Annotated in this window: 22 protein-coding genes; 9 read left to right on the forward strand and 13 right to left on the reverse strand. The window is 41.0% G+C overall.

From position 1 onward, the window contains the following. Positions 1-330 precede the first annotated feature (330 nt). The gene (ppc, locus tag ACZ1G6_RS12005; RefSeq protein ID WP_472616504.1) at positions 331-2,949 is read left to right on the forward strand and encodes a phosphoenolpyruvate carboxylase; all 2,619 of its coding nucleotides are present in this window, start codon (positions 331-333) and stop codon (positions 2,947-2,949) included. A gap of 95 nt (positions 2,950-3,044) precedes the next feature. Beyond that, entirely contained in the window at positions 3,045-3,479 is a 435-nt protein-coding gene (locus tag ACZ1G6_RS12010; RefSeq protein WP_472616505.1) for a TrmH family RNA methyltransferase, read from the forward strand. A gap of 43 nt (positions 3,480-3,522) precedes the next feature. Here ACZ1G6_RS12010 and mdh read toward each other — a convergent pair whose 3' ends face one another. Then, entirely contained in the window at positions 3,523-4,461 is a 939-nt protein-coding gene (mdh, locus tag ACZ1G6_RS12015) for a malate dehydrogenase (RefSeq protein WP_472616506.1), read from the reverse strand. 199 nt (positions 4,462-4,660) lie between these two features. Here mdh and argR point away from each other — a divergent pair, with 199 nt between their 5' ends. Next, the gene (argR, locus tag ACZ1G6_RS12020) at positions 4,661-5,125 is read left to right on the forward strand and encodes a transcriptional regulator ArgR (RefSeq protein ID WP_472616507.1); all 465 of its coding nucleotides are present in this window, start codon (positions 4,661-4,663) and stop codon (positions 5,123-5,125) included. 2 nt (positions 5,126-5,127) lie between these two features. Here argR and ACZ1G6_RS12025 read toward each other — a convergent pair whose 3' ends face one another. Beyond that, positions 5,128-5,652, reverse strand: coding sequence for an SAM-dependent methyltransferase (locus ACZ1G6_RS12025; RefSeq protein WP_472616508.1), 525 nt, complete (start codon positions 5,650-5,652; stop codon positions 5,128-5,130). Beyond that, the gene (locus ACZ1G6_RS12030; RefSeq protein ID WP_472616509.1) at positions 5,639-5,971 is read right to left on the reverse strand and encodes an SAM-dependent methyltransferase; all 333 of its coding nucleotides are present in this window, start codon (positions 5,969-5,971) and stop codon (positions 5,639-5,641) included. The genes ACZ1G6_RS12025 and ACZ1G6_RS12030 overlap by 14 nt, the downstream gene beginning before the upstream one ends. 127 nt (positions 5,972-6,098) lie before the next feature. On the opposite strand from ACZ1G6_RS12030, the gene ACZ1G6_RS12035 reads away from it, so the two are divergent. From ACZ1G6_RS12035 to ACZ1G6_RS12050, 4 genes are read left to right on the forward strand one after another with little or no spacing between them, the layout of a single operon-like run. Beyond that, complete coding sequence (locus tag ACZ1G6_RS12035) at positions 6,099-8,009, forward strand: penicillin-binding protein activator (protein ID WP_472616510.1); 1,911 nt, start codon at positions 6,099-6,101, stop codon at positions 8,007-8,009. 23 nt (positions 8,010-8,032) lie between these two features. Continuing rightward, positions 8,033-8,398 (forward strand): YraN family protein, encoded by a 366-nt coding sequence (locus ACZ1G6_RS12040; protein ID WP_472616511.1) that lies wholly within the window; start codon positions 8,033-8,035, stop codon positions 8,396-8,398. 24 nt (positions 8,399-8,422) lie between these two features. After that, positions 8,423-9,016: a phosphoheptose isomerase gene (locus ACZ1G6_RS12045; protein ID WP_472616512.1), complete on the forward strand. Its 594-nt coding sequence runs from the start codon at positions 8,423-8,425 to the stop codon at positions 9,014-9,016. A gap of 2 nt (positions 9,017-9,018) precedes the next feature. After that, on the forward strand, positions 9,019-9,591 hold the full coding sequence (locus ACZ1G6_RS12050; RefSeq protein ID WP_472616513.1) for a BON domain-containing protein: 573 nt from the start codon (positions 9,019-9,021) through the stop codon (positions 9,589-9,591). Here ACZ1G6_RS12050 and ACZ1G6_RS12055 read toward each other — a convergent pair. The 7 genes from ACZ1G6_RS12055 to rplM form a co-directional block, all read right to left on the reverse strand. Then, positions 9,584-10,030: a ClpXP protease specificity-enhancing factor gene (locus tag ACZ1G6_RS12055; RefSeq protein ID WP_472618981.1), complete on the reverse strand. Its 447-nt coding sequence runs from the start codon at positions 10,028-10,030 to the stop codon at positions 9,584-9,586. The genes ACZ1G6_RS12050 and ACZ1G6_RS12055 overlap by 8 nt on opposite strands. A 68-nt stretch (positions 10,031-10,098) precedes the next feature. Beyond that, entirely contained in the window at positions 10,099-10,704 is a 606-nt protein-coding gene (gene sspA, locus ACZ1G6_RS12060) for a stringent starvation protein SspA (RefSeq protein WP_472616514.1), read from the reverse strand. Between the two features lie 116 nt (positions 10,705-10,820). Then, on the reverse strand, positions 10,821-11,552 hold the full coding sequence (locus ACZ1G6_RS12065) for a cytochrome c1 (protein ID WP_472616515.1): 732 nt from the start codon (positions 11,550-11,552) through the stop codon (positions 10,821-10,823). Then, entirely contained in the window at positions 11,549-12,814 is a 1,266-nt protein-coding gene (locus tag ACZ1G6_RS12070; RefSeq protein ID WP_472616516.1) for a cytochrome b, read from the reverse strand. Before ACZ1G6_RS12070 ends, ACZ1G6_RS12065 begins: the two co-directional genes overlap by 4 nt. Next, positions 12,814-13,440, reverse strand: a complete 627-nt coding sequence (gene petA, locus ACZ1G6_RS12075; protein ID WP_472616517.1) for a ubiquinol-cytochrome c reductase iron-sulfur subunit — start codon at positions 13,438-13,440, stop codon at positions 12,814-12,816. The genes ACZ1G6_RS12070 and petA overlap by 1 nt, the downstream gene beginning before the upstream one ends. A 325-nt stretch (positions 13,441-13,765) precedes the next feature. Beyond that, positions 13,766-14,158 (reverse strand): 30S ribosomal protein S9, encoded by a 393-nt coding sequence (rpsI, locus tag ACZ1G6_RS12080; RefSeq protein ID WP_472616518.1) that lies wholly within the window; start codon positions 14,156-14,158, stop codon positions 13,766-13,768. Between the two features lie 10 nt (positions 14,159-14,168). Next, positions 14,169-14,597 carry a 50S ribosomal protein L13 gene (rplM, locus tag ACZ1G6_RS12085; RefSeq protein ID WP_472616519.1) on the reverse strand — a complete coding sequence of 143 codons (429 nt, stop codon included), beginning with the start codon at positions 14,595-14,597 and terminating at the stop codon, positions 14,169-14,171. Positions 14,598-14,884: 287 nt separating this feature from the next. Between rplM and ACZ1G6_RS12090 the strand changes: the two genes are divergently transcribed. Both ACZ1G6_RS12090 and ACZ1G6_RS12095 read left to right on the forward strand, forming a co-directional pair. Further along, positions 14,885-16,147: a YjgN family protein gene (locus tag ACZ1G6_RS12090; RefSeq protein ID WP_472616520.1), complete on the forward strand. Its 1,263-nt coding sequence runs from the start codon at positions 14,885-14,887 to the stop codon at positions 16,145-16,147. A gap of 5 nt (positions 16,148-16,152) precedes the next feature. Then, entirely contained in the window at positions 16,153-17,277 is a 1,125-nt protein-coding gene (locus ACZ1G6_RS12095) for a M48 family metallopeptidase (protein ID WP_472616521.1), read from the forward strand. A 29-nt stretch (positions 17,278-17,306) separates the two neighbouring features. Here ACZ1G6_RS12095 and ACZ1G6_RS12100 read toward each other — a convergent pair whose 3' ends face one another. The 3 genes from ACZ1G6_RS12100 to ACZ1G6_RS12110 form a co-directional block, all read right to left on the reverse strand. Continuing rightward, the gene (locus tag ACZ1G6_RS12100) at positions 17,307-17,780 is read right to left on the reverse strand and encodes a LabA-like NYN domain-containing protein (protein WP_472618982.1); all 474 of its coding nucleotides are present in this window, start codon (positions 17,778-17,780) and stop codon (positions 17,307-17,309) included. An 18-nt stretch (positions 17,781-17,798) separates the two neighbouring features. After that, a complete protein-coding gene (locus tag ACZ1G6_RS12105) occupies positions 17,799-19,151 on the reverse strand; it encodes a DEAD/DEAH box helicase (RefSeq protein WP_472616522.1) in 1,353 nt (450 codons plus the stop codon). A 74-nt stretch (positions 19,152-19,225) separates the two neighbouring features. Continuing rightward, on the reverse strand, positions 19,226-20,593 hold the full coding sequence (locus ACZ1G6_RS12110) for an MFS transporter (protein ID WP_472616523.1): 1,368 nt from the start codon (positions 20,591-20,593) through the stop codon (positions 19,226-19,228).

Consider the following 20,593-nt stretch of genomic DNA (forward strand, 5'->3'; position numbering starts at 1 on the left):
GAATGAATAGTTTATGCACACAAGTAGATTATTATTCATCAGCCAGTCGCATGTAGTAGATAGAATTTGATACTGCCTAAATAAGTGGCTAAATGCAACAAAGCTCAGATAATATATACTTAGACACTGTATACAAACGCTAGTATCAATGCAGACATTGAATATCTTATATAACATTACCCCTGTATTTATGAATGTTTTTGCATTATGTTACTAGGACTTTAGTCGTAAGAATGACCATCAGGCAATTATCAACAATTACCAATACCAACCTAAGCATGGTCAGCTTTAAGCCCCGCAAACTGCTGCACAAATAAGGAAGTAATCAACATGAACGACATACTGGTAGATCAGTTAAAAGAGACTGTTAAATATTTAGGTGCAACCTTGGGCGAAACAATTAAAGATGAATTGGGCCAGCAATGGCTTGATCGCATTGAAAAAGTTCGTCATGACGGCAGACACTCTTCAAAAGGTGACGAGAAAAGCACCGAAGAACTTGCTAGCACCTTGGCTGCGTTAGACAACAAATCATTGCTCACTATCGCAAGAGCCTTTGCACAATTTCTTAATTTAGCCAACATTGCAGAGCAGGAGTTTAACATCGCCGCCAGCAAAGAAACATCGCTGGCTTCACAATTAAATAAGCTTGGCTCAACCTTACCCAAACACACAAACAAAGAAAAAGTACTCGATGCAATAAACAAGCTCAATATTGATCTAGTGCTCACTGCTCATCCAACAGAAGTCACTCGTCGAACTAACATACATAAGCATCGACAACTTGCTGATGAGCTGCAGCGTTTACATAACAATCGATTAAGCGATGTTGAAACACGTAAAAGTAAGCAAAGAATCGCCGATTTAATTAGCCAAGCCTGGCATACCGAAGAAATCCGCTCAGTAAGACCAACGCCTGTCGATGAAGCTAGGTGGGGCTTTTCTGTTATTGAAAACTCTCTATGGGAAGCGGTGCCCGATTTTCTTAACGACTTAGAAGACTATTTATTATTCACCTATGACGAAGCTTTGCCCATAGATGCAAAACCTGTCCAATTTAGTTCTTGGATGGGGGGCGATAGGGATGGCAATCCTTTTGTTACGGCAAAAGTGAGTCAAGAAGTCTTATACCGAGCGCGACGCAGAGCGGCAAAATTATTTTTACAGGACCTCAATAAGTTGTATGTCGAACTCTCTATGAATGATTGTAATGATGCATTGAGAAATATTGTAGGCGATGCGCGAGAACCTTATCGGGCGCGATTGGCTCCGTTGATCAAAAAGTTAGAAATAACGCGTGAAGGCAGAGCACCAACTGAGCAATGGCTCGCTTCAAATGATGAGTTACAAGCGCCGTTAATGGACTGCTACCAATCTTTGCTTGATTGTGGCATGCAAGTAACTGCTAAAGGTGCCCTATTAGATAGCCTTAGACGTTCTTATTGCTTTGGCATGCACCTACTCAAATTGGACATACGCCAAGATTCTCAAAGGCATGCGGATGTCTTTAGCGAACTTACGCGTTATCTCGGAATGGGAGATTATGGGCAGTGGGAAGAACAAGACAAGCAGGCGTTTTTATTGCGCGAGTTAAGTTCTAAACGCCCACTTATACCCAAAAATTGGACGCCATCAGATGAAGTCCAGGAAGTACTAGACACCTGTCATGTTATTGCAAGTAACGATAAAGCGGGCTTTGGCATTTACATTATTTCAATGGCCAGCGAGCCTTCAGATGTGTTAGCGGTACAACTGTTATTAAAAGAAGCTGGCGTTACATGGCCAATGCCAGTTGCTCCTTTGTTTGAAACGTTGGATGACCTAAACAATTCACCAGATGTGATGACAAAACTCTTAAGTATTGATTGGTATAGAGGGTATGTAGATGGTCAACAGTATGTGATGATTGGCTATTCAGACTCAGCCAAAGATGCAGGCTCTCTTGCTGCTGGCTGGGCGCAATATAGCGCGCAAGAGTCCTTAGTTAAGATAGCTGAAGAAAATAGTATAAAGCTGACTTTGTTCCATGGACGAGGTGGCACGATAGGCCGAGGCGGTTTACCTGCTAAAGCTGCAATTCATTCGCAACCCCCAGGATCACTTGATGGTGGCTTTCGAGTAACTGAACAGGGCGAAACAATACGGTACAAGTTTGGCATGCCTCAACTTGCCAAACGCAGTCTATCTTTATATTCAAGTGCTGTATTGGAAGCGGTACTTTTGCCGCCACCAGAGCCCAAAACGCATTGGCGTGAGCTAATTGCTAAAATGGCAGACAAAGGTCGAGATAATTATCGATATGTTGTGCGTACTGATCCAGATTTTGTACCTTACTTTCGTGTAGCAACGCCTGAACAAGAACTCGGAAAGTTGCCCTTGGGAAGTCGGCCTGCAAAACGAAATCCCAAAGGAGGTATCGAGAGTCTTAGGGCGATCCCTTGGATTTTTGCTTGGGCGCAAACACGATTGGTACTGCCTAGTTGGCTAGGCGTAATGAAAGCAATCCAAGAGGTAAATACCGGAGCTAATCAAGATGTTGTTCAAGAGATGATTGAACAATGGCCATTTTTTGCTTCTCGTTTGTCAATGCTCGATATGGTATTTCAAAAAGCGGATCCTCGAGTAAGTGAAGCGTATGACAAACGATTGGTGCCCGAAGAACTTAGCCATTTTGGCAAAGCCTTACGAGATGAGCTTTCGTACTCTATGGAGACTTTATTAGCCATTACTGACCATGAGCATATGATGGAAGACGATTCAAACGCCCGTAATTCTATGCAGATAAGAGCAGGTTACCTGCAACCTTTACACTATTTACAAATAGAGTTACTCGATAGAATTCGCAAAGCACAAAATAGTGCATTTGCAGATGAAGACAAAGATGTCCTTGAACGAGCGATGATGGTAGCGATTACCGGTATCGCTGTTGGTATGCGAAACACCGGGTAAAGCAATGTCACAACTTGATTCAAAAACACAAGAAAACGGCGCTGCTATTGTTGCTCTAATTAACCCTAAATCAGCTAGTAACCTTAGCGGTTGTCATGAGAGCAACTGCTTGTTTTGATGTGAACGCGGTATATTACACGGGGTCTCGTATTGAGCATGCTAAAAAATTTAACGAAGATACGCAAAATATGCGTTCAAAAATTCCAAATCATGGCATTAACGATATATTTGATAAACTACCCAGCGACTACAAAAGTGTTGCGGTTGAATTAGTTGAAGGGGCCACAGATTTGCCCTCTTTTGAACACCCTCAAAATGCATATTATATATTCGGTCCAGAAGATGGGAGTATTGCACAAGAGACTATCGATAGATGCGACAAAGTGGTGTATATCCCTGCGCGCTCGAGCCTAAATTTAGCCGTTACAGCAAATGTCGTACTTTATGACAGGCTAAGTAAACGAGGTTTTAGCAGTGGCGATGCTCTTATTCGCGCTAGTAGAGATAAAAACAACAATACTAAGATATAAAAAAACCGGAGCATGCTCCGGTTCTTAATACCAAAATAATGTATTATTGATTGACGAAATCAACACCAAGTTGAATGTCGCCACGAAGACCTTCTAACATATCTTCTTTCGCTTTTTGCTCAAAAGCGCTTAACTCGCCATAAGAGAGTATCTCTTGTACACCATTTTTACCTAAGCGCACTGGGTGAGCAAAAAATGCTGCATCTTCAGAACCATCGACTTGAACATAGGTGTATTCGACCACATCTTTGCCCTGCATGGCATCCACTAATGATAAACAAAAACGTGCAGCCGCCTGCCCCATTGATAGGGTTGCAGAGCCGCCACCGGCTTTAGCTTCAACTACTTCTGTTCCAGCATTTTGTATACGAGGCGTAAGTGCTGCTATTTCTTCATCACTAAAGCTGACACCTTTTACTTGTGACAACAGTGGTAAAATAGTGGTACCAGAGTGACCACCTATAACAGGTACATGAACATCAGCCGTGCTCATTCCTTTTAACTGTGCGATAAACGTCTCTGAGCGAATGACATCAAGTGTTGTCACACCAAACAGTTTGTTTTTATCATAAACACCCTTCGCTTTGAGTGTTTCAGCCGCAATGGCAACCGTTGTATTGACTGGGTTTGTAATGATACCGATGCATGCTTTAGGACAATTGTCTGCACATGCTTCAATTAGGTTTTTAACGATGCCAGCATTGATATTAAATAAATCTGAGCGATCCATACCAGGTTTGCGAGGCACACCTGCAGGAATAAGGACAATATCACAGCCTGTTAATGCGTCAGCTAAATCGTCTGCACCAAAACCAGCTACTTCCACATCAGTTGGTATATGGCTAAGGTCTACCGCCACACCCGGTACAACCGGCGCTACATCATAAAGTGACAGCTCAGAGCCAGCGGGTAATTGTGTTTTAAGTAATAGTGATAAGGCTTGACCAATACCACCTGCAGCACCTAATACAGCTACTTTCATCGGATTCTCTCCTGTTAACAAGATTGATAAATTGAGCGCGAAGATTATCCGAAAACGCGACAGATCTCAATCACCCAATAGTCTGAAGCTAGAATTAGTGACTTTTTAAACATATTGCTAACAATTTACTGACAAACATTGCCATTAGACGATGATTAGAAGACAATTAAGATAGAGCATAAACTAAAAGTGACCGCAAATGACTGCACAAAAACAAGACGTTCTAATCAAAGCTTTTAAAGAGATACTAAAGACCGAAAGTTATGGGTCACAAGGAGAAATTGTTACTGCTTTAAAAGACAGAGGCTTCGATAATATCAGTCAATCAAAAGTCTCAAGAATGTTAAGTAAATTCGGCGCAGTACGAACACGAGATGCACGAGGCGATATGGTTTACTGTTTACCTCCAGAGTTAGGTATGCCAACAGCCAAAAGTCCCTTAAAACAGCTTGTATTAGATATTGTACACAACAATGTCATGGTTATCATACGCACCAGTCCGGGGGCTGCACAAATGATTGCGCGCTTGCTTGACTCTCTTAGCCACACTGATGGCGTAATGGGCACAATAGCGGGTGATGATACTATTTTTATTGCTCCGGCAGAAATAGACAAAATAGACGAGCTACGTCAACGTGTACAAGACCTCTTTGATAACGTTTAAGCTTATTCTAAGCCATCTGTTTTTTGGGCAAGTGTCCACTGATACAGTTGCCGCTTATTTAATTGGTAGTGTTGTGCAACTATAGCAGAGGCTGTTTTTGGTGGCAGTGCCTGATTCAAGCTTGTTAATAGCGATAGTGCTTCTCTCGGCAGGGCCTCATTAACCTTAGGTGCGCAGTAAATCATTAATACAAACTCCCCTTTTTCTCTGCCTTGCTCCTGTTCCATCCAGTCAACAATGTCACGCGCATTACCTTGGATATAAGTTTCAAAATGTTTTGTTAACTCTTTAGCCAGTACAATTTGATGGGGCTCAGGCAAGTGAGTTTCACACAACAATAAAGTATCTTTGATTCGTCGAGGGGCTTCATAAATAATGACCGTCATGCCGGCAGTACTTGCTTGTTTTAATGCATCAACCTTTGCTTTAAGTTTGGTCGGCAGAAACCCTTGAAACGCAAATTTGTCAGTCGGCAGACCTGAGGCACTTAGCGCTGTTGTCAGTGCGCATGGACTAAGGCAATGCAATCACTTGAATACCTTCATTTCTGCAAGTGCTGACAAGCTTATAACCAGGATCACTTATCAAAGGTGTACCTGCATCTGAAATAAGCGCAATGTTTTGACCTTGCTTTAGTTTGTCGATAAGCAAATGCGTTCTTTGCTCTTCGTTATGGTCATGCAAACTTATCGTTTTCACTTTAAGTCCAATTGCTTGAAACAAATGTGACGAATGCCGTGTATCTTCACATGCCACCAAATCGACAGACGATAGTGTATCTATAGCGCGCTGACTAATATCAGAAAGATTGCCAATGGGTGTGGGTACAATGAATAACTGGCTCATTCTATACTCGGTTGAAAGGGTCATTACGTGTAGTGTACACAAACTTAAGTACAGATTGCATGAAATGAACTAGATATTTTTGACCAGCCAAGTAGACTACGAGTATTGGGAAAAAAGGATAGTAAACGTGAAGGCACTCCAGTTACTTATTACACTTGTCGCGGTACACACTTTAATAGCTTGTGGCAGCACACAGCAAACAATAACACCTGCGATAAAGAGTGTTCCTGAGCAATCGACTGAGATTGAGATACCTAACGAGACTCGTCTTGAGCAAATTCAACGCTCTTTTGAATTAAGCCAAAATATACAGGCAAGAAATACAGCTTTGCTAATGCTCGCCAATCAGTATGCTGATAGTCAGGATTGCAAAAAAAGCGATATCATTATTGCCCATATGCAAAGTTCTATTAGCGATGAGCAAAATCGTTCTGTCGCCAATACGCTAAAAGCATATTGTTTATTGCAAGTAATCCAAAATAGCGAATTGCCAACTGAGCAACTTTCTTTGGTGTTCACAAAAGAAATGGATTTGTTAGAAAAATGGCTAGATAATACTAGTCAAATCCCCGCAAGCCTTAATGAAAAGAAAAGAGAGTCAAACGCTGTTTTATATGCGCTACAAAAAGACTACTCGACAGCACTTCGCGTATTAATGACTAACAATGACGTACCAAGCCTTTTGTTAGAGCCCAACACAGCCAATGTTATTTGGACATGGTTTTCATTAAGCGAGCAAAAACAACGAGAGCAACTTTTATCGGTCTTCCCTGCCCTTAACGGACATGCAACAATCTTACAAATAGTGGAAGACCCTAGTATTAATGACAATATTGGAAAGGCTTCGATCAATAATTGGTTATCGCAAAATGCCGATGCGTATCTGTCGCAACTACTGCCTCAGCAGCTTGATTTATTTTTATCTTATGACAAACAAGAAATCTCAAGAATAGCGATACTATTGCCACTGAGCGGCCGCCTTGCTACTCAAGGTAATGCAATAAAACAGGGAGTACTTGCTCGCTATCTCTTAGAACATACAAATGTAAATATTGAAAATGGTAATGAGCAAATTTCTATTACGTTTCTTGATACTGGTTCGTTGCCTACAATCTCTGAGCAAATTAACAGTGAGTCTTTGTCTTCTTATTCTGCAATCATAGGGCCTTTATTAAAGTCGCATATCGAACAAATCGAACCATTAATTTTGCCTGGACAGCAAATAGTGTATTTGAATCAAGCAAATGATGACGATGGCGAGCGCCTTGAGGGGCGAACTTTTTATTCGTTATCTCCTGAACAAGAAGTTCAAAAATTAGTCGGTCTGATGAGACAACAAAATATTGAACGCCCCATTTTAATAGAAGATGGCTCTAATATGTCAGATAGAATGGTCGCGGAGTTTGAAAGAGCATGGAAACTATCATCTCCCATCCAATACACATCCACTAATGATTTGGTGAAAATAAGATATTCTGATAACAAGGGGATGCGAACAGGCGTGACAGCCGCACTAGATGTCTTGCAAAGCCAAAGACGCATTTCTCAGCTTGAAAACCTCAGTAACGAAAGAGTCTATAGCGTCACTCGCAATCGGCGTGACATCGATGCATTTGTGGTATTTGCCCGACCAGATGATGTTGAACTCATCAATCCAATTATAGAGTCGAGCATTAGTCTATTTAGTGGAGAATCGATTCCTGTTTATGCCAGCTCTTATAGTTATGACCACAAGCAAAGTAAGAACAGTCAGCGTGATTTACGTAATATGGTATTCGTTGACATGCCTTGGATGCTGCCAGAAGGCCGAAGCCAAGCGCTTGCCCAAGAAATAGATGTGCTATTTAATGAACCCTCAAGCGGGTTTCTTAGATTGTTTGCATTTGGTTATGATGCTTTTAGTTTAACTGAAAATCTTACGCAACTTAGCATCTTTCCTCACATGACAATTACCGGACTTAGCGGGAGTTTATCGATAGACGATGACGATACCTTACAAAGAGGCCTATCCTCAATTAGTATTTCATCTAGCAATTGAGCATCGCGTTGTAGGGAACACATGTGAATGATGCACACACTAAACGACTTAATGCCAGAAAAGATGGACAAGCGTCAGAAGCAAAGGCGAAAGACTATTTAATCGCAGAGGGTCTTAGGTTTGTTGAGCAAAACTACCGTGCAAAAGTCGGTGAGCTTGATCTTATTTTTATCGATCAAACGCAATGGGTGTTTGTTGAAGTTAAATACCGTACGATAAGTGAATTTGGTTACGCAGCAGATTATTTTACCGCGCAAAAAAGAAATAAAATGATCAAAACTATCATGTGCTATTTTCAACAACATAACTTAAACTTGCATAACGCAAATATGAGATTAGACCTAATAGCGATTGATGGTAAAAAGCTGACTTGGTTAAAGAACGTATAAAAATAAAAAAGGTACTACTACTCAATGCTCGACACGATAAAAAAGCATTTTACTGAAAGTATTCAGACTAAAATAGCGGCATCAGAAGCCTTGCCTGAATCGATTGAAAAGGCAGCACAGATGATGGTGAAAGCGCTTATCTCGGGCAATAAGATACTATCTTGTGGAAATGGAGGCTCAGCGGGTGATGCCCAACACTTTTCTTCAGAACTACTCAACCGATATGAGCGAAATAGACCATCTTTACCCGCAATCGCACTCACCAGCGATACCTTTACTATTACGTCAATCGCAAATGACTTTTCCTTTGACGATGTATTTGCCAAGCAAGTAAAAGCACTGGGGCAACCCGGCGACATCCTTTTGGCTATCTCAACAAGTGGAAATTCAGCAAATGTGATAAAAGCAATGCAAGCCGCATTAACAAGAGATATGACTATTGTGGCCTTATCAGGTAAAGATGGCGGCGAAATGGTTGGTTTTATTGGTGAAAATGATGTTGAAATTCGCGTACCTTCATCACGTACAGCTAGGATACAAGAAGTACATCTGTTGGTGATTCATACGCTTTGTGAGACGATCGATAATACTCTTTTTCCTGTAAACTCTGGAGAGTAAACATGAAACTTATCAAAATACTTATAGTTTTATATTGTGTACACATCATGACTGGTTGTGTTTCAGTTGTGGCAGTAGGCGCTGCCGGAACGGCGGCAACTTCAAACAGTGATAGACGAACATTGGGTACGCAAATTGATGATAAAACAACCTCAGCACGGGTCAGTACTGCCATTAATTCTATTGCTAGTATTGATGACAATGCAGACATCAATGTCAATGTATATAACGGCCAAGTCTTATTAACCGGCCAAGCAAATCTACAAACCCTTATAGATGAAATTGCATTGGTCACTGCTAACGTAAAGAATGTCGCCAAAGTGCATAATCAGATACGTTTGGGTGAGCCCATCCCTGCAAGTTCATCTATCAACGATGTTTGGTTAAGCACCAAAATTAGAACTCTCATGACCACCGATGAAAGTGTACCGATATTAAAGCTTGATTTGATTGTTGAAGACAGTGAAGTATTTATCATGGGCCGACTGACTAGACAAGAAGCTGCAGCGGCGGTTGAGCTTGCACGAAATGTCGATGGCGTAACCAAAGTTGTCAGAGTGATGGAGCTTATTTAATTACGCGTAAACCAGGTTTTTTGTTTTTTGCTTTGCTTTTCGCGTTATCCGTATCTTCTTTTGAATTAGGAACAGATTCTAAGGTAGGTTTAGTATCTGGCTTTTCTGTTAAGGCCTCAAGCTCGGCTGGCTCAGGTAACGTAAACACGGTGCCCGCGCCGTTTTCTTTTGCATATATTGCGCTAACCGCGTGACAAGGAAATGAAACAAGCATTGGTTGCCCGCCAAATCTAGCTTGAAATTGTACTGAATTGTTATCAATTATGAAGTTTACGCATGCGCTTGGGGAAACATTCAACACAATTTGATCATTCTTGATAAATTGTGTTGGTACATTAACTTCTTTAAAAACAGTTTCCACTACCAGATAAGGCGTTAAATCGTTGTCAACAATCCAGTCAAAAAATGCACGTAACAGATACGGTTGATTTGGAGTCATATCTTGCATTTTTTAAGTGTTCCTTGGCAAAAAACACAGCCCTATAGGGGGTTGTGAATCTCACGTTCTTAGTCAGTCAAAGACGCTTTGAATGAACCTCGTTCAAAAATTCTGCGCATATAAGCAACGACTTCACGACTACCTTGGCCTGTTAATTCTATCTCTAAGGCAGGTAATCTCCATAGCAATGGCGCTAAGTAGCAATCAACAAGGCTGAACTCTTCACTCATAAAATAGTCAGTTTCAGCGAATATCGGAGCTAGACTTAACAATGCTTCTTTTAACTCCGTTCTAGCTTCTTCAGCACCGGCTTCATTACGAAATACTCTCGATGCAAGCGAATACCAGTCCTGCTCAATTCGATGCATCATTAGACGGCTTTGGCCACGGGATACAGGATAAACTGGCATTAATGGTGGATGAGGGAACCTTTCATCCAAATATTCCATTATGATATGAGATTTATATAGAACTAACTCTCGATCAACTAGAGTAGGAACAGTGCCATAGGGGTTCATCTCGAGTAACTCTTCATTTAATTGGGTAGGGTCGGTAAAAATGATATCTACGCCTACTCCTTTCTCAGCAAGTACGATACGTACTTGGTGTGAGTAAATGTCTTTGTTGTCTGAAAACAGAGTCATGATAGAACGTTTATTTGTGGCTACTGCCATTGAGGCCTCCGTACTCTTTGCTAAAGTAGTAGCAAAGAAAAATAGAATATTTAGACATAAAAATGGGTACTATCTTTTGATAGTACCCATCAAAAATGACGCAAAAGTATATACTATTACTTGATATCTCGCCAGTATTCTTTCTTCAGCAAATACGCGAAAATGAAGAATACAACGATGAATATCAAAACGCCTAGACCAATAGCTTCAGATTGAAGACGTGTTGGTTCACCGGTATATTCTAGAAAGTTAACTAAGTCACGAATAGCTGCATCGTATTCTTCAGGCGCCAACTTACCATTGCCATCGTTGGTCAAACCGTTTGGACGCTCTATCATCTCACCATCAACCATCACAGTCTCTGTCGAAAGACGAGGAGTACCTTGCAAGCTTTCTAGAACGTGAGGCATACCTACGTTTGGAAACACAAGATTATTAACACCAAATGTCTTTCCTTCCTCAACGTAGAATGTACGCAAGAAAGTATAAATCCATTCAGGGCCTCTTACTCGTGCAACCAACGTTAAGTCCGGTGGTGGCGCGCCAAACCAAGTTGCTGAATTTTCCGCAGGCATTGGCGTGGTAATATAATCAGATACTTTTTCACCAGTAAACTGTAAATACTTCTGGCCTAACTCTTCGGGGATATCTAAATCGTTAAATGTACGCTGATATCGCTGGTATTGCATTTGGTGACAACCAATACAGTAGTTCATAAATGTCTGTGCGCCGCGTTGCAAGGACTCTTTGTCACGCAAATCGATATTAGGATCATCTAGTGGTACTGACGAACCCGCTGCAAATGCAAAGCTAGGCACAAACAATAACATCGCTAACCATTTTTTCATCGTGGGATCCTCTCTGGTACAGGTTTGGTTCGTTCATTTTTCGAATATAAGAACAACAGTACAAAGAATCCGAAATACATAATAGTGGCAACTTGTGACGCGACAATCTTCCAAGGTTCTTGCGGAGTCCCACCAAGATAACCCAAGAAAATAAATACAATTGCAAAAATGATCAAGTTTGCAGTATGTAAGCCGCTTCTGTAACGCCATGAACGCACATTACTGCGATCAAACCACGGTAGTGCGAACAGCACAGCGATAGCACTAAACATGAGTAATACACCCATTAGCTTGTCAGGTACAGCTTTCAATATTGCATAGAAAGGTGTGAAGTACCAAACAGGGAAAATATGTTCAGGCGTTTTTAGCGGGTTTGCAATTTCGAAGTTTGGATGCTCAAGGAACTTGCCGCCCATCTCAGGCGCAAAAAACATGATATAACAAAATCCAAATAAAAATATACTAAATGCCACTAGGTCTTTTAGAACAATATGAGGGAAAAACGGTACTACATCATCAACAATATCGTACTTGTCAGTATAATATTCGTGAATTTTATACTTAGTCTTTTCATCGTCAGACAAACTACCTTTAGGACGTTTGATATTGACTCCATCAGGGTTATTTGACCCAACTTCATGCAAAGCAATAATGTGCAAAAAGACTAAAATAACGATAACAAGTGGCAGCGCAATTACATGCAATGCAAAGAATCTATTTAGCGTTGCCCCCGATATAACATAGTCGCCTTGAATCCATTCAACCAGATCAGGCCCAATGATAGGAATTGCACTGAAAAGCGATACAATTACCTGTGCGCCCCAATAGGACATTTGTCCCCAAGGCAATACATATCCTAAAAATGCTTCAGCCATCAATGAAAGGTAGATTAACATACCAAACACCCATAAAAGCTCACGAGGTTTTTGGTAAGAGCCATATATCATGCCTCTGAACATATGCAAATAAACCACTACAAAGAATGCAGAAGCGCCAGTACTATGCATATATCTTAAGAGCCAACCATAATCGACTTCTCGCATTATATACTCAACAGACGCAAAAGCGCGCTCTGCAGATGGCTCATAATTCATGGTTAACCAAATACCAGTAACAATTTGATTGACCAGTACAATTGTGGCTAAAAATCCAAAAACATACCAAAAGTTCATGTTCCGAGGAGCAGGATACTGAATAGCATGCATATTAGCGACGCGCATCATTGGAATGCGTTGTTCAATCCATCCTAATAAAGCTTGCATTACGCTACTCCTTCATCTGAACCGATAAGAATAGTGTTATCGTCTAAAAATTGATAAGGCGGCACTACTAAATTCAAACCTGCAGGAACGGCTTTAAACACTCGACCCGACAAATCAAACTTTGAACCGTGACATGGACAGAAAAAGCCTTCTGAAATGCCTTCAGCATATTGTTCAAACGCGCCATCTGTTAAGTGCTGCGGAGAACAACCCAAATGCGTACAAATTCCCACTAACACTAGATACTCTTCTTTTACAGAACGGTGTGGATTTTGCGCATAGACCGGCTGTTGCTCTGATTCAGAGGCCGGATCTTTAAGCTGGTCATCATGCTTTCCAAGATCAGCTAGCGTTTCTGGAGAACGCCTAACCACCCATACGGGTTTGCTACGCCATAATACTCTGATCAACTGGCCTACTTGCAGGCCGCTTATGTCAACTTCAACATCTGCACCAGCCGCTTTGGCTTTGGCACTAGGTTGCCAAGATGCAATAAATGGTACAGCTGCGCCAGCAACACCTACTGCGCCTACGACAGACGTCGCGACAGTAAGAAATTTCCGTCTGTTATTATCAGACGGGTTCTGTTGCGCTGATTCATTGGCATCTACTGATACTTCGCTCATCAACTATTCTCCGAGGTTTGGGAAAGGCTTTTCAACCCAAGGTTGTTTTATATAAGCTTATCGTCTTGCCATTTAAAAACATAAATAACGGCATTACACATAAGATTACAAAATTTTACCGCGTATGGTAAAAGAAAACACTTAGTAAACACAAGGTTTTACTTTAAAAAAGCGGTGTTTATATTCGTTTTAAGTCAACTATTTTGCACACAAGAGAATGCAAAACCTATTCGACCATGGTCGTTGCACCTTTCTAAACAAAAAAAACCCAGCAATATGCTGGGTTTTTGAGCAATTCTTAGTGCGACAATATCGCCAAAACAGATTAACGTTTTGAGAACTGAGGACGCTTACGTGCTTTATGCAAACCAACTTTCTTACGTTCAACACGGCGTGCATCACGTGTAACAAAGCCTGCTTTGCGAAGCGCTGGGCGAAGTGTTTCATCATATTCCATCAACGCACGTGTAATGCCGTGACGAATTGCGCCAGCTTGACCAGAAATACCACCACCAGAGACGGTTACGTATAAGTCAAACTTTTCAAGCATTTCTACTAGTTCTAATGGTTGCTTAACAATCATTCGAGCGGTTTCGCGACCAAAAAATACGTCTAATGGACGTTTATTAACGGTAATGTTACCACTACCTGGACGAAGGAATACGCGAGCTGTTGAGCTTTTGCGACGACCTGTACCGTAATATTGAGTATCTGCCATGATGCGCTCCCTATATATCCAAAACTTGTGGCTGTTGTGCTTGATGCGTATGCTCTGGACCGATAAATACTTTCATTTTACGGAACATAGCGCGACCTAAAGGTCCCTTTGGCAACATGCCTTTTACTGCTCTTTCAATAACCATTTCTGGTCTTTTTTCAAGAAGCTGTTCAAAAGTAGCTTGCTTCAAACCGCCTGGGTAGCCAGTATGATTATAATAAATCTTACCTTTGGCTTTGTTACCCGTAACAGTAATCTTTTCAGCATTGACTACAACAATGTAATCACCAGTATCAACGTGAGGTGTATACTCTGGTTTATGCTTACCACGCAATCTAGTTGCGATCTCAGTCGCTAAGCGACCTAACGTTTTGTCAGTGGCGTCTACCACGTACCAGTCGCGTTCTACGCTTTCTGGCTTTGCAACAAAAGTTTTCATTTAAATTCACCCGAAAAATATTAAAAAAGTTATCGTTATCAATGTCTTGACCCCTTCGAGTCTATTGATCTTCCACCTTCCCAAAGGTGGGCGTAACTGGGCAGGTCGCGAATTATACAGATTTAGCAGGAAAAGCGAAGCCTTTATTGTAATTATTTTATCCAAATACCTAAGATGCTTGGTTTTTAACACTTTCACTATGGACCAAAATAATATAGCATTTTGTGAATTAAGGTCATGCATGTTTTTATGCGTCGTAGTCCAGTAAATCTAACAAGGAATGTTGAATGTCTAATCAAGCCAATCAAGACGAACCAAATTACGCTACTTATTCTCTACGAGAATTACAAGAGGCACTAAATACAGTTGACCGTGAGCTTTATCCTGAGCGCGTGGATACACTTCAAGGGCTGATTGCCAAACGTTCAATGGAGTACCAAGAACACTTCGGTGATGACAATCACATGAACACTCACGAATACAAAGTAACATCAAAAGAGCGCGTCAAATTCCATGGCGATGGTACTGAGTATTTTGGTATCTGGATAGTCAATCTAGCACTTACCGTATTAACGCTGGGTATTTATTCAGCATGGGCAACCGTTAGAACTAATCGCTATTTCTATTCAAACACTGAAATTGCAGGTCACCGCTTAAACTATTTAGCACAACCGCTTCAAATTTTAAAAGGTCGTGCCATTGCGGTAGGCTTGTTTATTCTTTATTCGCTGACCTCGAGTTTTAGCCCCCAAGCTGGCCTTGTTGTCATTCTCATAATTATGTTGTTGACGCCTTTTATCATTTGTTTGGGTATGAGATTTCGTATGAGAATGATGGAGTATCGCAACGTGCGTTTTGACTTTAAAACTAATTATGGTCGCGCCTTTGTTGTATTTGCGATATACCCAATACTCGGATTATTGAGTTTTTACCTCGCCATGCCATGGGTCGTAAAACAAATTGATGAGTTCTTGTATGAAAATATGAGATACGGTAACAAAGCGTTCAAGCCGCGATTGAAAACGGGTGAGTACTATGTTGCGTCGATTATTGCTAGCTGCATTGGATTTGGCGCAGCAATTGTTTTATTCATTGTTATCGCAATTATCGGTGGTATTGCTGGTGCGTTTGGAGAGACCTTTGCAACAGATGCTAGTGAGGCCGCTGCAGCTGGGCTAGCTGGTATAGTCGGGATTGTTATGTTTGCTGGATATATCTTTGTCGCGGCAATTTCTTACTCATTCTACCGAGCGCATATTCGTAATCATGTTTTCAATAACACCGTAGTAGAAGACGTTGCTATTTTGCACTCAGATTTAAAAGTAATCAGCTTTGCAACACTTACGATTACCAATTATTTATTACTTATTTTTAGTTTAGGCATGGCGATGCCATGGGTAAAAGTGCGCACAGCTCGATTACTAAGTGACTCCACACAAATAGCCGTATTAGATACTATGGATTCTGTTATTGACCAACAAATAGCAAACGATAATGCCACTGCTGATGAAGTCATTGGTGCATTTGATATAGATGTTTCAATAGGATAATCGAGATGATTGTCGTAGACGCAAATCTATTTAAAGACAACAGTGCTCAGGTAGAAAGTATAAAACTAAAACTCTACCCTAGTGGTATATTAAGTTTTCAAGACGCTACTGGAACCTCGTTTCAAAGCAACAGAGATGAACTAGATGTTTCTCAGAAGTTGGGCTCCATCCCACGGGAAATAGTGTTGCCTAATGGCTATAAGCTGGTCATAGACACTGATTCATTAAGTGATGAATGGTTAGCAAATAAACAAGACAGTGTAAGCAAACTCGAAAAATCACCTAAAGCGGTAATAGCAAGTTTGGTAATAGTACCTTTAACCTTGTTTTTTATTTTCACGGTGGCCATTCCTAAGGCTGCCGTGTGGTTTGCCCCCTTGGTGCCCGACCCTATCGTATCACTTGCTTCATCTCATAGTATGAGCGCGCTAGAAAAGCTTGCCCTTGAGCCCTCTAAAGTAGATGAAAAAGTCACCGAGCAATTATCACGAAACTGGTTTGCTCTAATAAAACAAATGGATCTTGAACATCAAAACTACCGAATTGAATTTCGTTATTCTGAAGAGTTTGGTCCTAATGCATTTGCTTTACCCGATGGCACCATAGTATTTACGGATCAGTTATTAGAATTAGTCGAATTTGATGAAGATATATTAACCGCAATTTTTATTCACGAACTCGGACATGTCGAACATCACCATTCAATGCGCTTGATTTCACAGACACTGGCGACATCCTTGGCGATTGACTTTATTTTTGGCGATGTAGGTGGCCTATTAGAATTTTTCGCAGGTGTATCGAATACCATTGCGACTAATCAATTTTCTCAAGAACTAGAATGGGAAGCAGACAATTTTGCGCTATCGCAATTAGATATTGCGGGCAAAGACCCCATTGCATTTGCAAAAGGAATGAAAAAATTTAGTGAAATAGCGCCTAGTAGCTCAACTGAACTTGAAAAAATGCTAAGTTCCCACCCGCTGACTGAAGCGCGAATAGAGAATGCTTTGCGCTATGCTGGCATGTCACTTGAAGAATTCGAAAGCACCTTTGAGCCTAAAGAAGCGGCGAGTAACAAGCAAGATCAAGCACAAGTCCAGCCTGAACCAGAGGCTGAACCTTTACAGTAAATAACAGTGTTTTAATGTATCGCGTTGAGTCACAAAAGAAATGTTGAGTCGATTGGTGAGTATATATCGCAACTTTTTATCAGTGATAATGCTGTTAATGCTTCAACACTGACCACTTGAGTGGTGATTGTATGATGCCGTTTTAGGCTTTGTAATAGTAAATCAAAGTCGCCATCGCCACTTAACAACACCATATGGTCCACGTGTGGGGCCACTTCCATCATATCAACAGCGATACCTACATCCCAATCACCTTTGGCAGACCCATCAGCTCTTTGAATGTAAGGCTTTAACTTAACCTCAAAACCAATGCTTCGCAATGCGTTTTGAAACTTCCGTTGCCCTTCATTGTTGCTATCTATTGCATAGGCAAACGCACTATTAAGCTCATATTTGTGGACAATATTCTGATACAGTTCTCGATAATTAAATTGTTTGCCATATGCTTGCTTACAGGTGTAATAGATGTTCTGAACATCAACAAAAACAGCGACTTTTTCTATTTGGGCTTGCAAAGCTTGTTACCTATTTGGTTTATCATTGTTTCGCGTATTATTTTGTGCATTTTGCTGACGCGCACGGCGTTGCGCAGGTCCAGATTCGCCTTGTGTTTTTGACTTTCCTTGTTTTTGATTATTTTGTTGCCCGTTTGAATTATTGTGTAAGCGTGGTTTTTTCGGCTTTTTAGGCTTTTTCGGCTTAAGAGGCTTTATCGGTGCATTTTGACCTGGTAAGGCTTGAGTAGGCTCAAAACCTGGAATAATTTCTTGTGGAATACGCAAGTTAATTAATGACTGTATACCAGCAAGCTGTTTAGTTTCATCAGCACACACTAGCGATACCGCCAAACCCGATTTTCCAGCTCTACCGGTTCGACCAATTCGGTGCACATAGTCTTCTGGAACGTGTGGCAAGTCAAAATTTACTACATGTGGTAACTCAGCAATATCAATTCCTCTAGCCGCAATATCGGTTGCCACCAATACTTGAACTTTATTTTGTTTAAAGTCGGCCAATGCCCTAGTACGAACATTTTGACTTTTATTTCCATGAATTACAGCTGCTGTGATACCTTTTTTATTTAAATTAGTACACAGTCTATTAGCACCATGCTTTGTCCGTGAAAAAACTAATACCTGAAACCAGTTATAAGTCTTTATTAAGTGGATTAAAAGCTTTGTCTTACTGCTTTTATCAACTGGATAAATACACTGTTCTATTCGCTCAACAGTTGTGTTGGGTGGTGCAACGGACACTTCAACCGGTTCGTTGAGTAAGCCTCTAGCTAACCCCCTTATATCATCTGAGAATGTTGCCGAGAACAATAAGTTCTGGCGTGCTTTTGGTAGTAACGCTAATATTCGTTTGATGTCTTTGATAAAGCCCATATCCAACATGCGATCAGCTTCATCTAACACTAATATTTCAATTTGATTAAACTTAATTGCATTTTGTTGATACAAATCTAACAACCTTCCTAGCGTTGCGATGAGCACATCTGTTCCACGTCTTAACTTCATCATTTGAGGGTTAATTTTAACACCACCATATACCAGGTTATGGTTCAGGTTTAATTCACCGCTATATGTATTGATATTATCGGCAACTTGGGCGGCCAGCTCCCTAGTAGGCGTAAGCACTAGTGCTCTAGTATGATTGCTACGCGCTTGATGTGGTCTTTTATGTAAAAGTTGCAATAATGGTAATGCAAAGGCAGCTGTCTTGCCCGTTCCAGTTTGTGCTGCAGCCATGACATCTTTACCCTCTAAAACCGGGCCTATTGCCTTTTCTTGAATTGGTGAGGGCTTATCGTAGCCTTGCTTATTTAGGGCTTTGAGTAACGGAGGAATTAATCCAAGTGAAGCGAATGTCATGAATGCTGCTTATTAAAATGTAAAGAAAAACCGCGCTTATTAGAACATTGATCAAGGCCAACTGACTAGCCTTATTATTGCTTTCCTCGCAATGCGGATAAGATGCAGGCTAAAATAACAAATACAAGAGACATATTAAGTGCTAAGGATACCGTTTGCATCAATGCTGGGTTTTGCGATGGGGTAAAATTAGCTGCACCAATATAATATTGCATCATTAAATTGACCAGACTCATCCCTAGTAAGTTACCGATTGTTCTAGAAAGATTCATTGATGCCGACGCAACGCCTAATTCTTGCTCTTGAACTGCCCCCATAATCGCATTGTTGTTTGGCGTTGAGAATAAGCCGAACCCTATTCCCATTATAGCTAAGGATGCACCCACATAGCCGGCAGTTGACGCAATCCCAATTTGATTGAGCATGACAAACCCTAGCGCTACAATTGAACAACCTGCGGTCGCGACAAGCCGAGGCTCAAACTTATCAGATAACTTACCGGCAATTGGTGCCATAATTGCCATACAAAGTGCCTGTAAAAGCAAAATTTTGCCCGACTCTGCTGGACTCAGTTCTTTTATATATTGTAAATATAAACTCAACAAAAATACGATCGCAAAATTACTGGCATACATTAAAAATGAAGTCGACAATGACAAACTAAAAACCCGACTTTCAATGAACATTTGCACTCTAATCAAAGGTCGTGAACTTTTACTTTGATGATAAATAAACAAACCAAGGCACAGCAACGAAAGCAATATTAGCAAAGTACCTAACAAGCTAGGTAAAGCACTGATGCCATAAACAAGGCTAACCGTGAATCCAATAAACAAAAATGTACCCACCCAATCAAAACGGGACTTTTCTTCGTTTTTCCATTCCCCTTTGAGCTTCCATTTGATGAATATTAATAACGCGGCGACAAAGGGAATTTGAAAATAAAACACCGAGCGCCAGCCAAGAAGCTCAGTCAACCATCCTCCCACTGCTGGCGCGATGGTCAAACCAATATAGACACACGATGCGACAATACCAAGCGCTGCACCTCTTTTATTGGCAGGTGCAACTGAGCTAATGATGGCCACCCCAGTACCAAAAATCATGGCACCAGCAGCACCTTGAATAAAGCGCCAAAGCAATACTCCATCAATCGTTTGAGCAATTGAACACATAAATGCAGCAACAGCGTTAAGTGCCAAACCAAACACATAAACTCTTTTTCTGCCATAGTTGTCAGCCAGCTTGCCAAAAGGGAGCATCAAGGCAACGTTACTAAGTATGTATAAGGTCGGTAACCACGCAACTTTGATAGCATTTGCATTAAGATCAAGCGCCATTGCTGGAATAGCGACATTAACCGCAGTCATCCCCATTGGCGCAATTAGATAACCTGCGCAAACAGCAATCAATGCAACAGTGGTAGTCGATGTTTTAGACAA

The organism is Glaciecola sp. HA4-3 (genome assembly GCF_055693685.1).

Coding starts and splice junctions, on each gene's coding strand:
- ppc (WP_472616504.1), top strand. CDS start 331: ATGAACGACATACTGGTAGATCAGTTAAAAGAGACTGTTAAATATTTA.
- ACZ1G6_RS12010 (WP_472616505.1), top strand. CDS start 3,045: ATGAGAGCAACTGCTTGTTTTGATGTGAACGCGGTATATTACACGGGG.
- mdh (WP_472616506.1), bottom strand. CDS start 4,461: ATGAAAGTAGCTGTATTAGGTGCTGCAGGTGGTATTGGTCAAGCCTTA.
- argR (WP_472616507.1), top strand. CDS start 4,661: ATGACTGCACAAAAACAAGACGTTCTAATCAAAGCTTTTAAAGAGATA.
- ACZ1G6_RS12030 (WP_472616509.1), bottom strand. CDS start 5,971: ATGAGCCAGTTATTCATTGTACCCACACCCATTGGCAATCTTTCTGAT.
- ACZ1G6_RS12045 (WP_472616512.1), top strand. CDS start 8,423: ATGCTCGACACGATAAAAAAGCATTTTACTGAAAGTATTCAGACTAAA.
- ACZ1G6_RS12050 (WP_472616513.1), top strand. CDS start 9,019: ATGAAACTTATCAAAATACTTATAGTTTTATATTGTGTACACATCATG.
- ACZ1G6_RS12055 (WP_472618981.1), bottom strand. CDS start 10,030: ATGACTCCAAATCAACCGTATCTGTTACGTGCATTTTTTGACTGGATT.
- sspA (WP_472616514.1), bottom strand. CDS start 10,704: ATGGCAGTAGCCACAAATAAACGTTCTATCATGACTCTGTTTTCAGAC.
- ACZ1G6_RS12065 (WP_472616515.1), bottom strand. CDS start 11,552: ATGAAAAAATGGTTAGCGATGTTATTGTTTGTGCCTAGCTTTGCATTT.
- ACZ1G6_RS12070 (WP_472616516.1), bottom strand. CDS start 12,814: ATGCAAGCTTTATTAGGATGGATTGAACAACGCATTCCAATGATGCGC.
- petA (WP_472616517.1), bottom strand. CDS start 13,440: ATGAGCGAAGTATCAGTAGATGCCAATGAATCAGCGCAACAGAACCCG.
- rpsI (WP_472616518.1), bottom strand. CDS start 14,158: ATGGCAGATACTCAATATTACGGTACAGGTCGTCGCAAAAGCTCAACA.
- rplM (WP_472616519.1), bottom strand. CDS start 14,597: ATGAAAACTTTTGTTGCAAAGCCAGAAAGCGTAGAACGCGACTGGTAC.
- ACZ1G6_RS12090 (WP_472616520.1), top strand. CDS start 14,885: ATGTCTAATCAAGCCAATCAAGACGAACCAAATTACGCTACTTATTCT.
- ACZ1G6_RS12095 (WP_472616521.1), top strand. CDS start 16,153: ATGATTGTCGTAGACGCAAATCTATTTAAAGACAACAGTGCTCAGGTA.
- ACZ1G6_RS12105 (WP_472616522.1), bottom strand. CDS start 19,151: ATGACATTCGCTTCACTTGGATTAATTCCTCCGTTACTCAAAGCCCTA.